Consider the following 14,394-nt stretch of genomic DNA (forward strand, 5'->3'; position numbering starts at 1 on the left):
GGCGCTGATCGTTGTTGCAAGATATAGCCACCTTTCGAGCATCATCAAGCATGCGGGGGGATCGGCTGCGTTAAGGTCGCCCGGAGATCGAGACGTGGAGGTGCGGATGGCGCGCGACGCCCGCTGGAAGGCGCTGCTGGAACTGCTCGTGGAGCGCGGCCGGCTGGACGTCGAGGACGCGGCCGGGGAGCTGGGGGTGTCCGCGGCGACGATCCGCCGTGACTTCGACCAGCTGGCCGAGCAGCAGATGCTGGTGCGCACCCGGGGCGGCGCGGTCGTGCACGGCGTGTCCTACGAGCTGCCGCTGCGCTACAAGACGGCCCGGCGCGCCTCCGAGAAGCAGCGCATCGCCAAGGCCGTCGCGGACCTGGTCGCGCCCGGGGAGGCGGTCGGGCTGACCGGGGGCACGACCACCACGGAGGTGGCGCGGGCCCTGGCCGTGCGCGGGGACCTGGCGTCGGGCCCGCCCGCGCTGACCGTGGTGACGAACGCGCTGAACATCGCCGCCGAGCTGGCCGTGCGCCCGCAGTTCAAGATCGTGCTGACCGGCGGGGTCGCGCGGGCGCAGTCGTACGAGCTGGTCGGGCCGCTCGCGGACGGGGTGCTCGGGCAGATCACCGTCGACGTGGCGGTGCTCGGGGTCGTCGCCTTCGACGTCACGCACGGTGCCGCGGCGCACGACGAGGCGGAGGCGGCGGTCAACCGGCTGCTGTGCGAGCGGGCCGAGCGCGTGGTCGTGGCGGCCGACTCCAGCAAGCTGGGGCGGCGGGCGTTCGCCCGGATCTGCGCGGCGGAGACGGTGGACACGCTGGTCACGGACGCGGCGGCCGCCCCGGAGACGGTACGGGCCTTCGAGGAGGCCGGGCTGCGGGTCCTCACGGTGTGACGGCGGCGCGGGGCCGGCCGTCCTACGCTGGGGCTGAGGCGCGTACCGCGGCAGGGAGGCTGTCATGGGCGGAACGGCACAGGACCGGGGCGAGCCGGGCGGGCGGCGGTACGTGCCGATCGCGGAGCACGGCCTGATCGGCGACCTGCGCAGCGTGGCCCTCGTGGGGACCGACGGCACGATCGACTGGTACTGCTGCCCGGCGTTCGACGCGCCCAGCGTCTTCGCCGCGATCCTGGACGCCGAGCGCGGGGGCTGCTTCGAGCTGGCGGCGGCCGTGCCGGCCCGGACCAAGCAGTTCTACTTCCCCGACACGAACGTGCTGATCACCCGGTTCTACACCGAGGACGGCGTCGGCGAGGTGCAGGACTTCATGCCGGTCGACGGCGAGTCGGCCGAGGCCGAGCGGCACCGGCTGATCCGGCGCGTGGTGTGCGTGCGCGGCTCGGTCCCGTTCCGTACGCGGGTGGCGCCTCGCTTCGACTACGGCACCCGGCCGCACACCGTCCGGCTGACCGGCGGCCTGGCGGTCTTCGAGGCGGGGGCGCTGTCGCTCGCGCTGACCGCGACCGTGCCGCTGGAGGCCGACGGGCCCGACGTGCGGGGGGACTTCAAGCTCGCCGAGGGCGAGTCGGCGGTGTTCGCGCTGGACAAGGTCGGCGGCGACGTGCTGCCCCGCCGGTGCGCGCACGCGGAGGCGGAGGAGCAGTTCGCGGCGACGGTGGCCTACTGGCGGCGCTGGCTGTCCGCGTCCCGGTACAAGGGCCGCTGGCGGGAGATGGTGCACCGCTCGGCCCTGACCCTGAAGCTGCTCACCTACGCGCCGACCGGGGCGATCGTCGCCGCGCCCACGACGAGCCTGCCGGAGCAGCTCGGCGGCGAACGCAACTGGGACTACCGGTACGTGTGGGTGCGCGACGCGGCCTTCTGCGTCTACGCCCTGCTGAGGCTGGGCTTCACCGGGGAGGCCGAGGCGTTCATGCGGTTCGTGTCCCGGCACATCAGCCCCGGGGACGGCACGCGCTCCGGCCCGCTGCAGATCATGTACGGCATCGACGGGCGCACCGAGCTGCCCGAGCGGGAGCTGGACCACCTGGAGGGCCACCAGGGCTCGGCGCCGGTCCGGGTCGGCAACGCGGCGGCCGACCAGCTCCAGCTCGACATCTACGGCGCGCTGATCGACTCCATCTACCTCTACGACAAGTGGGCCCAGCCCGTATCCAGCGCCCAGTGGGACGACGTGTGCGCCCTGGTGGACTGGGTGTGCACCCACTGGGACCAGCCCGACGAGGGCATCTGGGAGACCCGGGGCGGGCGCCGGAACTTCCTGTACTCGCGGCTGATGTGCTGGGTGGCGATCGAACGGGCCGTCCGGATGGCCAACCGGCGCGGGCTGCCCGCCGATCTGCCCCGCTGGCGGGAGTGCCGCGACACGATCTACCGGCGGATCATGAGCCGGGGCTGGTCGGAGCGGCGCCGGGCCTTCGTGCAGCACGAGGACGGCGACGTGCTGGACGCGGCCGTGCTGATGATGCCGCTGACGAAGTTCATCGCCCCGACCGACCCGAAGTGGCTGTCGACGCTGGACGCGCTGACCGAGGAGCTGGTGTCCGACTCGCTGGTCTACCGCTACGACCCGCGCTCCAGCCCCGACGGGCTGCGCGGCGACGAGGGCACGTTCTCCATCTGCTCCTTCTGGTACGTCGAGGCGATGGTGCACGCCGGCCGCGTCGACGAGGCGCGCCTGGCCTTCGAGAAGATGCTGACGTACGCCAACCATCTCGGCCTGTACGCCGAGGAGATCAGCAACACCGGGGAGCAGCAGGGCAACTTCCCGCAGGCGTTCACCCATCTCGCGCTCATCAGCGCGGCCTTCCACCTGGACCGGGCCCTCGGCTGAGGCTCAGTGGCCGTGGCCGGCGTCCGTGTGCCCCTCGGGGGTGCTGGATCCGGCCGCCGCCCCGGCCCTGACGGTGAACGCGGCCGTGTGGACCTTTCCGTCGTGCCGGAAGTCGAGGAACAGGCGGTAGGAGCCCGCGCTCGGTGCCGTGGCGGTGAAGGAGATGCCGGGGCCGGGCCGGGTGGTGCCGTCGCCGGGTGCGCCGTTCGGGTGGACGTGCAGGTAGGCGAGGTCGCCGGAGCGCAGGGCGACCAGGTGGCCGTAGGCGCCGAGGTAGGGCTGGAGGTCGGTCACGGGCCTGCCGTCGCGGGAGACCTTCAGCTTCAGCTCGCTCGGCTTGCCGGGGTGCAGGGCGCCGGCCAGTTCGACCTCGTAGCCGTTGGTCTCGGCCCTGGTGCCCGGGGCGGGCAGTTCCTCGGGGCGGAAGGGGCCGGAGGCGGCGAGGTCGGCGCCGAGGGTGAGGTTCCGCGCGCCCCGTTCCGCCGGGGTGAAGTCGGCGAAGACGCGGTAGCCGCCGGCGCGGGGCAGGTCGACAGGGATGCTCCAGGTGCCGTCGGCGGCACGGGTGGGGTGCAGGTGGCGGTAGGTGAGCAGGTCGCGTGAGGCCACGACGAGGTGGAGTTCCTTGTCGTGTTCGCGCTGGTAGGCGGTGACGGCCCGGCCCTCGGTGTCCCGGACCGTGAAGCGCAGTTCGGTGCGCCGGCCGGCGGGGACACGCGGTGTGGCGAGGTCGAGCGTGTAGCCGCCCTCGGAGATCTGCAGCCCGCCCGCCGGGGGTGTGTCGTGGCCCGCGTGCCCGTCGTCCCGCGCCGGCCGTGGGGCGGGCGGGGTGTGGTCCCGGCCGTGTTCCGGCGGGGCGTCGGCGACGACGGGGCCGATGCCCTGGCCGACTCCGTAGGCGGTGCCGAACGTGGCGGCGAGGGCGGCGGCGAAGGTGGTGATCTTCAGTGCGGTGTTCATGGCCTTCGGCTCCTCCGGGTACCGGGCCTTCCGCGTGAATGCGGGGCCTTCTTGCACTTCACAATACCCCTAGGGGGTACCGAGTCAAGATGTTTCGAGGCTTGCATCGTATACCCCTCGGGGGTATACAGGAAGCTCGCCGAACATACCCCTGCCCCGTATCCACGGGGCTCGTCGAAGGAGGCACCGATGCCCGCCACCACCTACGCCGTCTCCGGCATGTCCTGCGGTCACTGCAAGGCCACGCTCACCAAGGTCATCGGTGAGCTGGACGGCGTCAGCGGCGTCGAGGTCGACCTCGGCAGCGGACACCTCACCGTCACCACCGCCGCCGAGCCCGACGACGCCGCGATCGCCGAGGCCGTCGACGAGGCCGGCTACGAGCTCACGGGGAGGGCCTGAGCCATGATCACCGGCACGACCGGCGCCGTCGCCGAGGTGGAACTCGCCATCGGCGGCATGACCTGCGCCTCCTGCGCGGCGCGCATCGAGAAGAAGCTCAACCGCATGGAGGGGGTCACCGCGACCGTCAACTACGCCACCGAGAAGGCGAAGGTCAGCTACTGCGGTGACGTGTCCGTCGGCGACCTGATCGCCACGGTCGAGGCGACCGGCTACACGGCACACGAGCCCGCGGCCGAGGAGGAGCCCGGCGAACCGGCCGCCGCATCCGACGAACTCCGGCCGCTGCGCGAGCGGTTGGTCACGGCCGTGGTCCTGGCGGTGCCCGTCGTGGCCATGGCGATGATGCCGGCCCTGCAGTTCGAGTACTGGCAGTGGCTGTCGCTCACGCTGGCCGCGCCCGTCGTGACGTACGCGGCGTGGCCGTTCCACAAGGCGGCCTTCGTCAACGCCCGGCACGGCGCGGCCACCATGGACACGCTGATCTCGGTCGGCACGTCGGCCGCGTTCCTGTGGTCGCTGTGGGCCCTGTTCTTCGGCACCGCGGGCACGCCGGGCATGACGCACCCCTTCGAGCTGACCATCGGGCGCACGGACGGGGCCGGGAACATCTACCTGGAGGCCGCGGCGGGTGTCACCGCGTTCCTCCTGGCCGGGCGGTACTTCGAGGCCCGGGCCAAGCGCAAGGCGGGCGCGGCGCTGCGGGCGCTGCTGGAGCTGGGCGCGAAGGACGTCACCGTCCTGCGCGACGACGGCCGCGAACAGACCCTGCCGGTAAGCGAGTTGCGGGTCGGCGACCGGTTCCTGGTCCGGCCCGGCGAGAAGATCGCCACCGACGGGACGGTGGTCGAGGGGTCCTCGGCCGTGGACGCGTCGATGCTCACCGGCGAGTCCGTGCCGGTGGAGGTGGGCACCGGGGACACGGTCACGGGCGCCACGATCAACGTCGGCGGCCGGCTCGCCGTGCGCGCGACGCGCGTCGGGGCCGACACCCAACTGGCCCGGATGGCACGGCTGGTGGAGGACGCGCAGAACGGCAAGGCCGCGGCGCAGCGCCTCGCGGACCGGATCTCGGCCGTGTTCGTGCCGGTCGTGATCGCCCTGGCGCTGGGCACGCTGGGCTTCTGGCTCGGCAACGGCGCCGGGCTCACGGCCGCCTTCACCGCCGCGGTCGCCGTCCTCGTCATCGCCTGCCCCTGTGCCCTGGGCCTGGCCACGCCGACCGCGCTGATGGTCGGCACCGGGCGCGGCGCCCAGCTCGGCATCCTGATCAAAGGGCCGGAGGTGCTGGAGTCCACCCGCCGCGTCGACACCGTCGTCCTGGACAAGACCGGCACCGTCACCACCGGCCGGATGACCCTGCTGGCCGTGCACACCGCCGGCGGCGCCGACGAGGCCGAGGTGCTGCGGCTGGCCGGGGCGCTGGAGCACTCCTCCGAGCATCCGGTCGCCCGGGCCGTCGCCGACGGGGCGCTGCGGAAGCTGGGCAGCCTGCCGGTGCCCGAGGACTTCGCCAACGTGCCCGGACTGGGCGTCCAGGGCGTCGTCGAGGGGCACGCCGTGCTGGTCGGGCGGGAGCGGCTGCTGGCCGAGTGGGCGATGCAGCTGCCTGAGGAGCTGGCGCGGGCCCGGGCGGCGGCGGAGGACGCCGGGCGCACCGCCGTCGCGGTCGCCTGGGACGGTGCGGCGCGGGCGGTGCTGGAGGTCGCCGACGCGGTGAAGGAGACGAGCGCCGAGGCCGTACGGCGGTTGCGCGCGCTGGGGCTCACGCCCCTGCTGCTGACCGGCGACAACAGGGCCGTCGCCGAGTCCGTCGCGCGGGAGGTGGGCATCGGGGAGGTCATCGCCGGGGTGCTGCCGCAGGACAAGGTCGAGGTCGTCAAGCGGCTGCAGGCCGAGGGCCGTTCGGTCGCCATGGTCGGCGACGGGGTCAACGACGCGGCGGCCCTGGCCCAGGCCGACCTCGGGCTCGCGCTGGGCACCGGCACGGACGCCGCGATCGAGGCCGGGGACCTGACCCTCGTCCGGGGTGACCTGCGGGCCGCCGCGGACGCCATCCGGCTCGCCCGCCGCACCCTCGGCACCATCCGCTCGAACCTGTTCTGGGCCTTCGCCTACAACGTGGCGGCCCTGCCCCTGGCCGCGGCCGGTCTGCTCACCCCGATGATCGCCGGGGCGGCGATGGCCTTCTCCTCGGTCTTCGTGGTCGGCAATTCCCTGCGGCTGCGCACCTTCCGCGCCGCGAGCTGACCCGCGCGCCGGTCAATGCCGGTGCCACACGAGCGTGTAACGCCAGAACAGGCGGCGGCGCAGGCGCGCGCCGGGCAGGACGGCGCGCGCCGTACGGGCGATCTCGGGGAAGGTCAGGTCTGCCGGCCGGGTGGGGGCGGACAGCGAGACGGGGCGCGGTACCCGGCGGCCCCGGTTGACGACCAGCGCCATGACGACGTTCAGCGGAACCGACACGAGGCTGAGCAGGTGGTCGAGGGGCGTTCGCGGCCGGTGCAGACCGACCACCAGCAGGGTGCCGTCTGGGGCCAGCCGGTCGCGGAAGGCCTCCAGGACCTCGGTGAGCGGCAGGTGGTGGAGCACGGCCACGCAGGTGATGACATCGAAGGTCCGGTCGGGAAGCCCGGCCGGGGCGTCGGCCACGGTGTACGTCACCGGGACCGACGCGGGAGTCAGTTCCCGGGCCCGGGCCAGGATCACCGGGTCGGCGTCGACCGCGTGCACGCGCCCGGCCCGGCCGGCCAGCGACCGGGCCAGGTCGCCGCTGCCGCACCCCACGTCCAGCGCACTGCCCACCCGGGCGGGCAGATTGCGCAGGAGCCAGGGGTGGAAGCGGGCGTTGTGGTCCCACGGACGCGCCGCGTGGAAACGGCCGAGCGCGCGCAGGACCCGGTGGGACGGGGAGGTCATGCCCGCGGCACGGCGGGCCCGTCCACGCGCCCGCCGTGCCGGTCCAGCAGGGAGCGGTGGATCTCGCCGGCGCGGATCGCCGTGGTCGACAGCAGTGTGGAGGTCAGACCGTGGGTGTGTTCCGTGCCGCCCTGGAGATAGATGCCCGCCGTCACGTCCGGGGCGGTCTCGGCGCGGTGGTCGCGGCGGACGCGGATGGCGTCCTCGTCGTCGCGCAGGCAGACCTTGGCCGCCTCGCCGAGCAGCGTGGTGAGGTCCCGGGGGCGGTAACCGGTCGCGTGCACGAGCACGTCGGCCTCCAGCACCCGCTGTTCCCCCGTCGGCAGGAACTCCACGGCGACGTCCAGACAGCCGTCGCCGCGCGTGCGGACGTCCCGGATGCGGGAGACGTTGAGGAACCGCAGCCGCTCGCGGCCGGCGACCTTCTCCTGGTAGGAGGTCGCGTACAGGGCCTCGATGAGGTCCATGTCGACGACGGAGTAGTTGGTGGAGCGGTGGTAGTCGAAGAGGGACTGTTTGACCTCAAAGGGCGCGCCGAAGTACACGTCCACCGCCTCCGGGTCGAAGATGCGGTTGGCGAACGGGCTGTCGTCGGCCGGGGTGTAGCCGTACTTGGCGAACACCGAGCAGACCTCGGCCTCGGGGAAGGAGCGGTGCAGGTAGTCGACCGTCTCGGCGGCGCTCTGGCCCGCGCCCAGGACGACGGCCCGGCGCACCGGCGTGCGGCGATCCCGCAGTTCGGCGACCCGGGGCAGTAACTGGCTGTTGTGCCAGACCCGTTCGGACAGCTCGACCCCGGGCGGCACGTGCGGTTCCAGACCGACGGCGACGCTGAGGTCGCCGGCGCGGTACGTCACGCCGGAGTGGCCGCAGACCACGTCGAAGCCGGTGACGGTGCCCGACGCGTCGCGCACCGGGTCGACGGCGGTGACCTCGCGGTCGTAGGCCACCAGATGCCGCACGCGGGCGGCGGCCCATTCGAAGTACTCGTGGAACTCCACCCGCAGCGGGAAGAGCGTCTTCTGGTTCAGGAAGTCGATGAGCCGGCCGCGCTCGCGCAGGAAGCACAGGAAGCTGTAGTCGCTGGCCGGATCGCGCAGGGTGACGAGGTCCTTCAGGAACGACACCTGCATGGTGGCGTCGTCGATGAGCATGCCCCGGTGCCAGCCGAATCCCGGCTGGCGTTCCAGGAAGAGGGCGGTGAGCCGGCGCTCCGGCGGGACCCCCGCGTTGTGTTCCTCGATCGCTATGGCCAGGGCGAGATTTGACGGCCCGAAGCCTATTCCGAGGACGTCGTAGGTGGTGTCCGTGGTGTCCGATCCCGTGAGCGGTGAGTTCACCGTGGCATCGCCTCCCTCAGGCAGCCACATGTTAGATAAGGTTAGCCTTACCTTGCAATGGAGCCGCCGGAGAGGGAGAACCGCATGCGCGTCGCCATGTTCGGCTATCAGACCTGGGGTCACCGCACGCTCCAGGCCCTGCTGGACTCCGACCACGAGGTCACCCTCGTCGTCACCCACCCCAAGAGCGACCACGCCTACGAGAAGATCTGGGACGACTCCGTCGCCGAACTCGCCGCCAAGCACGACGTCCCCGTCCTCCTGCGCAACCGGCCCGACGACCCCGAACTCCTCGACGCCCTGCGCGCCGCCCGCCCGGACCTCATCGTGGCCAACAACTGGCGCACCTGGCTGCCCCCGGAGGTCTTCGACCTCCCGCCGCACGGCACGCTGAACATCCACGACTCCCTGCTGCCGTCCTACGCCGGCTTCTCGCCGATCATCTGGGCGCTGCTCAACGGCGAGGAGCGCGTGGGCGTGACCGCGCACCGCATGAACGGCGAACTCGACGCCGGCGACATCCTGGTGCAGCGCGCGGTACCCGTCGGGCCGTCCGACACCGCCACCGACCTGTTCCACCGCACCGTGGACCTCATCGCCCCGATCGTGCGCGAGTCGCTCGACCTGATCGCCACGGGCCGGGACGCCGGGCAGTGGGTGCCACAGGACCGCAGCCGGGCGAGCTTCTTCCACAAGCGCTCCGACATCGACAGCCGCATCGACTGGACCTGGCCCGCCGAACGGCTGGAGCGGCTGGTGCGCGCCCAGTCGGACCCCTACCCGAACGCGTACACCTTCCACCGCGGGCAGCGCCTGCGGATCACCTCGGCCGCCGTGTCCGAGGGCCGCTACGGGGGCACCCCCGGGCGGATCTTCATCCGCGAGGGCGACGGCGTGGTCATCGTGGCCGGGCCCGAGGCGCACACCGGCCGCTGCCCGGGACTCGTCGTGCGGCGGCTGCGGACCGAGGACGGCACGGAGTACGCGGCGAACGACTACTTCCGCACGATGGGCGGCTATCTGACGGAGCGTCCGTAACTGACGCTCCCTCACATCGGCGCGGTGGGGCGGCGATTGTCCGGAAACCGTTGCTGAGGTAAGGCTTACCTTGCTTTACTGACGGCCGTACGACTCCTGCCTGTACCCGGCGACAAGGGACGCACATGCCGAGAAAGTTCCTCACCACCCTTCTCACCGCCACCCTGGCCGCCGGGTTGGCAGCCTGCGGTTCCGTCAAGGACGACTCCGCCCCGTCCTCCGGCGACGCCGGGGCGGACTCCTCGTCCGCCTTCCCCGTCACCATCAAGCACAAGTTCGGCAACACGAAGATCACCAAGGAGCCGGAGCGGATCGTGGTGATCGGCGACGGCGGCACCGACGACGTCGACGCCCTGTACGCCCTGGGGGTCACGCCGATCGCCGTCTCCAAGGACGCCTTCGCCGCCGACGGGGTCCACCCCTGGCTCAAGGACAGGGTGGACACCAAGAGGACCAAGCTGCTGAACACCATGAACGGGGTGGACTTCGAGGAGGTCGCGGCGCTCCGGCCCGACCTGATCCTCGCCACCTCCGACTTCACCCTGGACAAGAACTACAAGAAGCTCTCGGCGGTGGCCCCGACCATCGGCTACGAGACGGCGTGGGGCAAGCAGACCTGGCAGGAACACGTCCGGGTGGTGGCGAAGGCCGTCGGCAGGGAGGAGCAGGCGGACAAGGCCGTCGAGAAGACCGAGGACAGCATCGCCGAGGTGAAGGCGGAGCACCCCGGGCTGGCCGGCCAGACCTACAGCCTGTCCATCGGCAACACCCCGGCCAAGATCTACACCATCGCCTCGGAGGACGACTTCGCGGCGAAGCTGATGAGCGAGGTCGGCCTGAGCCTCACCCCGTCGGTGAAGAACATCAAGACCGTCAGCGGCAGCCCTACCGGCGAACTGTCCTTCGAGCAGCTCGACAAGCTCGACGCGGACCTGGTCGTCATCGCCTTCACCACGCCGGAGCTGAGGAAGGCCTTCGAGTCCAGCGCACTGGTGAAGAACATGTCCGCGGTCGAGAAGGGCCGTTACGTCGTGACCGACGTGGCGACCATCAGCCAGCTGCGCAGCCCGTCCGTGCTGGGCATCCCGTGGGCCCTGGACAACCTGGAGCCCGGCTTCGCCAAGCTGGACGGGTAAGCCGGCAGTCCGGCAGTCCGGCGGTCCGGCAGTCCGGGCTTTCCCGGGAGGGGAGCGGAGCGGCGGGGCGCGTGTCGGGCGCCCCGCCGCTTCGGCGTCCCTCAGCTGTCGCGCAGGGCCGAGTCGACCTCCTGCGCCGACATGCCCTCGATCTCCAGGTGGAGCGCGGCGACCTGCTCCAGGCGCCCCGGGGTGTGCTCCTCGGCGGCCAGCCGCGCGGCCATGCCGCCCGGCGTGAGCGTCGCGAACAGGGCGCGCACCGACACCTCGGAGGTGTCCAGGGCCTCCCGCAGCCGGCTCACGATCACGGTGGCGAGCACGGAGTCCCCGCCCAGGGCGAAGAACCCGTCGTCCAGGCCCACGTGTGCGGCGCCCAGGACGTCGGCCCACACCCGGGCGACGACCGTCTCCAGGGCGCTGCCGGGTGCCCGGTGCCCCTCCTCCCCCGGCCCGCGTGTCTCCCACAGCGCCCGGACGGCGCGACGGTCCAGTTTGCCGTTGGCGGTGAGCGGCAGCTCCGCGGCGACGGCGATCCGGGCCGGCACCATGTGCGGCGGCAGCACCGCGCGCGCCCACGCCCGCAGTTCCTCCTCCGTCGTGCCGGGACCGGCGGACACCGCGGCCGCCAGCTGGACTCCGGGGCCGTCCGTCAGGCCCGCGACGGCACGCCGCACCGCCGGGTGCCCGGCGAGCCCCGCCTCCACCTCGCCGAGTTCGATGCGGAAGCCGCGCAGTTTCACCTGGTGGTCGCGGCGGCCGAGGAACTCCAGCGTGCCGTCGGGCCAGTAGCGGGCGAGGTCGCCGGTGCGGTACCAGCGCACGCCGTCGGCCTCGGTGAACTTCCCGGCCGTGCGCTCCGGGTCGCCCCGGTAGCCGAGCGCCACGCCGTCCCCGCCGATCCACAGCTCGCCCGGCACCCAGTCGGGGCAGTCCCGGCCGCGGGGGTCGACGACCCGGCAGCGCACGTTGCGCAGCGGGGTGCCGTACGGCACGGCACGCCAGTGCGCGGGCACCCGGGTGTCCACGACCTCGCAGACGGTGGAGTGGATGGCGGTCTCGGTGGTGCCGCCGAGACCGGCGAACCGGCAGCCGGGCGCCCGCTCGGCGAGCCGCCCGGGCAGGTCCGTGCCCACCCGGTCCCCGCCCAGCAGGACCGCGCGCAGCCCGGTCAGTTCACCGGGGCCGGTGGCCAGCAGCAGCATGTCCAGCAGGGGCGGGACGCAGTTGAGGAGCGTCACCCGGTGCCTGCGCATCAGCTCGGCCCACGGCCGGGCCTCACGGCGGTCGGCCTCGTCGATCAGCACCACCGCGCCGCCCGCGCTCAGCAGCCCGAACACGTCGAAGACGGAGAGGTCGAAGTCGAGCGCGGACAGGGCGAGGCAGCGGTCGGAAGGACCCACGGCGAAGCGCGCGCCGAGGTCGTCGAGGGTGTTCATGGCGGCCCGGTGCGGCACCTCGACGCCCTTGGGCTCGCCCGTGGAGCCGGAGGTGAACAGGACGTAGGCGAGCTGCTCCTCGTCCACCGGGACGGGTGCGGGCAGCGGGTCGTGGCGGAGCGCGTCCGTGACGGCCAGCCGGTCCGCGTCCGTGACGGTCAGCCGGTCCGCGTCCGTGACGGTCAGCCGGTCCGCGTCCGTGACGGTCAGCCGGTCCGCGTCCGCGCGGCCGGCCGGAGAGGCGCCGGCGGGCCCGCTGGGGGTGCCGCCGGGGAGACCGTCGGTGGTGCCGCCGGGGAGACCGTCGGTGGTGCCGCCGGGGTGACCGTCGGTGGTGCCGCCGGGATGTCCGTCGGTGTCGCCCTCGGTGAGGGTGAGGCGGTAGCCGGCGGTGGCGCGGATGCGGTCGCGGCGGGCGGGCGGCTGGTCGGCGCCGACCGGTACGTACGCGGCCCCGGCGGCCAGCACGCCGAGGACGGCCGTGATCTGGCCCGGGCCCTTGGGGAGGCCGACCGCGACGGTGTCGCCCGGCCGTACCCCCCGGTCCACGAGGGCGGCGGCGCAGCGCAGGGCGCGGTCCGCCAGCTCCCCGTAGGTCAGGGAGCCCTCCGTTCCCCACAGCAGGGCGGGCGCGTCGGGCCGTTCGGCCGCGCGGGCGAAGAAGCCCTCGTGCAGGAGGCGGTGGCTGCGCGGCGCGTCGGTGGCGTTCACCGCCCTGCGCACCGCCGACTGCTCCTCCGGCAGCAGGGCGGGGACCGGCCGGTCCCAGACGTCGTCCTCGGTGCCGAGCCGGGTGACGAGCCCGTGGAACGCGGCGAACATCGCGTCGACCAGCCCCGCGGGGAAGGCGTCCTCGCGTACGTCCCAGTTGACGAGCAGTCCGCCGTCGACCTCGGTCACCTGGGCGTCGAGCAGCACCTGCGGGCCCTGGGAGATGATCCACACCGGCGTGCCGAAGGAGTCGCGCACGTCCGCGTCGAACAGCTCTCCCAGGTTGAGGGCGCTGGTGAACACCACGGGCGCGAGGACCTGTTCACCGCGCTGGCGGGTCAGGTCGCGCAGCACCTCCACGCCGGAGTAGTCGGCGTGCGCGGCATCGGTGTGCATCCGGTCCTGGAGCCGGCGGGCGTGCTCGGTGAACGAGGCCGGCTCGGCCAGGTCCACGTCGAGCAGGACCGAGCTGGTGAAGTCGCCGACGAGCAGGTCGGTGTCGGGGTGGGAGCCGCGGCGGTCGAACAGGGGGACGTTCAGCAGGAAGCGCGGCTGACCGCTGTGGGCGGCCAGCACCTCCGAGAAGGCGGTCGCGACGGCCATGGCGGGGGTCAGCCCGTGCTGGTGGGCCCGGGCGGCCAGCCGCCGCTTCTCCTCGGGCGGCAGCCAGTGGTGCCGGCGCGTCACCCGGGTCGGGTCGGCCCGCTCCGCCTCGGGCACCAGCGGCAGCTCCGGCGCGCTGGGCAGCTCGGGCACGCGCCTGCGCCACCACTGCTGCGCCTGCTCCCGGCTCAGCCGCCGCACCTCGGCCCGCTCCGCCAGATAGGCGGGGTAGCTGGTGCGGATCGGTGGCAGGGCGGCGTCGGGGTCGCGGTAGAGCTGCGCGAGGTCGGAGAGCAGGACGCGGTAGCTGAGGGCGTCGGCGGCGAGCATGTCGACGTCCACGTGGAGCCGGCTGCGGCCCTGGGGCAGCAGGGAGAGCTGCACGGAGAACACCTCGCCGGCGGCGACGTCGAGCCGGGCGTGCGAGGAGGAGTGCCGGACGCCCTCCAGCTTGGCCGCCGCCGTCTCCTCGTCCAGGTCCCGCAGGTCGTTGACGGACGTGGCCGGGCGGGTGAGGGCGGGCAGGATCTGCTGGCGGCCGTCGTCGGTGAAACGGGCGCGGAGCATGCCGTGCCGCCGGACCAGGGCGCGTACGGCGGTGTCGAGCCGTCGCGGGTCGACACCGGAGCCGTCGAACTCGACGTACAGGTGGGCCGCGACGGAGCCGAGGGTGGTGTCGTCGCCGCGGCCGATCCAATAGGCGTGCTGCATCACGGCGAGCGGGAAGGGCTCGCCGGGTTCGACGGCCGGAGCTTCTGGCGAGGCCCCGGGCGGCGCTTCGGACCGGGTCTTCGCGGCCGGTTCGGCCGGGGCGGGCGCCCGGGACGCGAGCAGGGACCGCCAGGCGCGCAGGGTGGGTTCGCGCGCGAGTTCGGCGAAGCCGACCTTGACGCCCTGTCTGCGCCAGGAGCCGGCGATCCTCATCAGCGTGATGGAGTCCAGGCCCCACGCTATGAGGCTGTCGTCGTCGCCCGGCGGGGTGTCCGGGCCCAATGTGTCGGTGACCGTACGGAGCAGCTCGTCCGCGGTCGGGGGGTGCTGCGTCACCGGTTCCTCCGCTGTG

At 73.2% G+C, this 14,394-nt stretch carries 10 protein-coding genes; 6 read left to right on the forward strand and 4 right to left on the reverse strand.

What is annotated here, in order from left to right:
• Positions 1 to 106 precede the first annotated feature (106 nt).
• Positions 107 to 886: a DeoR/GlpR family DNA-binding transcription regulator gene (locus ACIGAN_RS29410; RefSeq protein ID WP_399862108.1), complete on the forward strand. Its 780-nt coding sequence runs from the start codon at positions 107 to 109 to the stop codon at positions 884 to 886.
• 64 nt (positions 887 to 950) lie between these two features.
• Entirely contained in the window at positions 951 to 2,786 is a 1,836-nt protein-coding gene (locus ACIGAN_RS29415) for a glycoside hydrolase family 15 protein (protein WP_399862110.1), read from the forward strand.
• A 3-nt stretch (positions 2,787 to 2,789) separates the two neighbouring features.
• Here ACIGAN_RS29415 and ACIGAN_RS29420 read toward each other — a convergent pair whose 3' ends face one another.
• Entirely contained in the window at positions 2,790 to 3,746 is a 957-nt protein-coding gene (locus ACIGAN_RS29420; protein WP_365094803.1) for a hypothetical protein, read from the reverse strand.
• Between the two features lie 189 nt (positions 3,747 to 3,935).
• On the opposite strand from ACIGAN_RS29420, the gene ACIGAN_RS29425 reads away from it, so the two are divergent.
• Positions 3,936 to 4,148 carry a heavy-metal-associated domain-containing protein gene (locus ACIGAN_RS29425; RefSeq protein WP_399862112.1) on the forward strand — a complete coding sequence of 71 codons (213 nt, stop codon included), beginning with the start codon at positions 3,936 to 3,938 and terminating at the stop codon, positions 4,146 to 4,148.
• 3 nt (positions 4,149 to 4,151) lie between these two features.
• Positions 4,152 to 6,398, forward strand: a complete 2,247-nt coding sequence (locus ACIGAN_RS29430; RefSeq protein WP_399862114.1) for a heavy metal translocating P-type ATPase — start codon at positions 4,152 to 4,154, stop codon at positions 6,396 to 6,398.
• Positions 6,399 to 6,410: 12 nt separating this feature from the next.
• On the opposite strand, the gene ACIGAN_RS29435 is transcribed toward ACIGAN_RS29430, so the two are convergent.
• A complete protein-coding gene (locus ACIGAN_RS29435) occupies positions 6,411 to 7,067 on the reverse strand; it encodes a class I SAM-dependent methyltransferase (RefSeq protein WP_399862116.1) in 657 nt (218 codons plus the stop codon).
• On the reverse strand, positions 7,064 to 8,407 hold the full coding sequence (locus ACIGAN_RS29440) for a lysine N(6)-hydroxylase/L-ornithine N(5)-oxygenase family protein (RefSeq protein ID WP_399862118.1): 1,344 nt from the start codon (positions 8,405 to 8,407) through the stop codon (positions 7,064 to 7,066). The genes ACIGAN_RS29435 and ACIGAN_RS29440 overlap by 4 nt, the downstream gene beginning before the upstream one ends.
• An 84-nt stretch (positions 8,408 to 8,491) precedes the next feature.
• Here ACIGAN_RS29440 and ACIGAN_RS29445 point away from each other — a divergent pair, with 84 nt between their 5' ends.
• Complete coding sequence (locus ACIGAN_RS29445; protein ID WP_365740263.1) at positions 8,492 to 9,445, forward strand: methionyl-tRNA formyltransferase; 954 nt, start codon at positions 8,492 to 8,494, stop codon at positions 9,443 to 9,445.
• Between the two features lie 125 nt (positions 9,446 to 9,570).
• Positions 9,571 to 10,581 carry an iron-siderophore ABC transporter substrate-binding protein gene (locus tag ACIGAN_RS29450; protein WP_399862120.1) on the forward strand — a complete coding sequence of 337 codons (1,011 nt, stop codon included), beginning with the start codon at positions 9,571 to 9,573 and terminating at the stop codon, positions 10,579 to 10,581.
• Between the two features lie 101 nt (positions 10,582 to 10,682).
• On the opposite strand, the gene ACIGAN_RS29455 is transcribed toward ACIGAN_RS29450, so the two are convergent.
• Positions 10,683 to 14,378 (reverse strand): amino acid adenylation domain-containing protein, encoded by a 3,696-nt coding sequence (locus ACIGAN_RS29455; protein ID WP_399862122.1) that lies wholly within the window; start codon positions 14,376 to 14,378, stop codon positions 10,683 to 10,685.
• Positions 14,379 to 14,394 lie beyond the last annotated feature (16 nt).

The organism is Streptomyces sp. NPDC085931 (assembly GCF_044540565.1).
Lineage (GTDB): Bacteria > Actinomycetota > Actinomycetes > Streptomycetales > Streptomycetaceae > Streptomyces.

What these genes read in the sequence shown, in the direction of transcription:
- ACIGAN_RS29435 (WP_399862116.1), bottom strand. Translation starts at nt 7,067, where the DNA reads ATGACCTCCCCGTCCCACCGGGTCCTGCGCGCGCTCGGCCGTTTCCAC.
- ACIGAN_RS29420 (WP_365094803.1), bottom strand. Translation starts at nt 3,746, where the DNA reads ATGAACACCGCACTGAAGATCACCACCTTCGCCGCCGCCCTCGCCGCC.
- ACIGAN_RS29425 (WP_399862112.1), top strand. Translation starts at nt 3,936, where the DNA reads ATGCCCGCCACCACCTACGCCGTCTCCGGCATGTCCTGCGGTCACTGC.
- ACIGAN_RS29410 (WP_399862108.1), top strand. Translation starts at nt 107, where the DNA reads ATGGCGCGCGACGCCCGCTGGAAGGCGCTGCTGGAACTGCTCGTGGAG.
- ACIGAN_RS29445 (WP_365740263.1), top strand. Translation starts at nt 8,492, where the DNA reads ATGCGCGTCGCCATGTTCGGCTATCAGACCTGGGGTCACCGCACGCTC.
- ACIGAN_RS29450 (WP_399862120.1), top strand. Translation starts at nt 9,571, where the DNA reads ATGCCGAGAAAGTTCCTCACCACCCTTCTCACCGCCACCCTGGCCGCC.
- ACIGAN_RS29415 (WP_399862110.1), top strand. Translation starts at nt 951, where the DNA reads ATGGGCGGAACGGCACAGGACCGGGGCGAGCCGGGCGGGCGGCGGTAC.
- ACIGAN_RS29430 (WP_399862114.1), top strand. Translation starts at nt 4,152, where the DNA reads ATGATCACCGGCACGACCGGCGCCGTCGCCGAGGTGGAACTCGCCATC.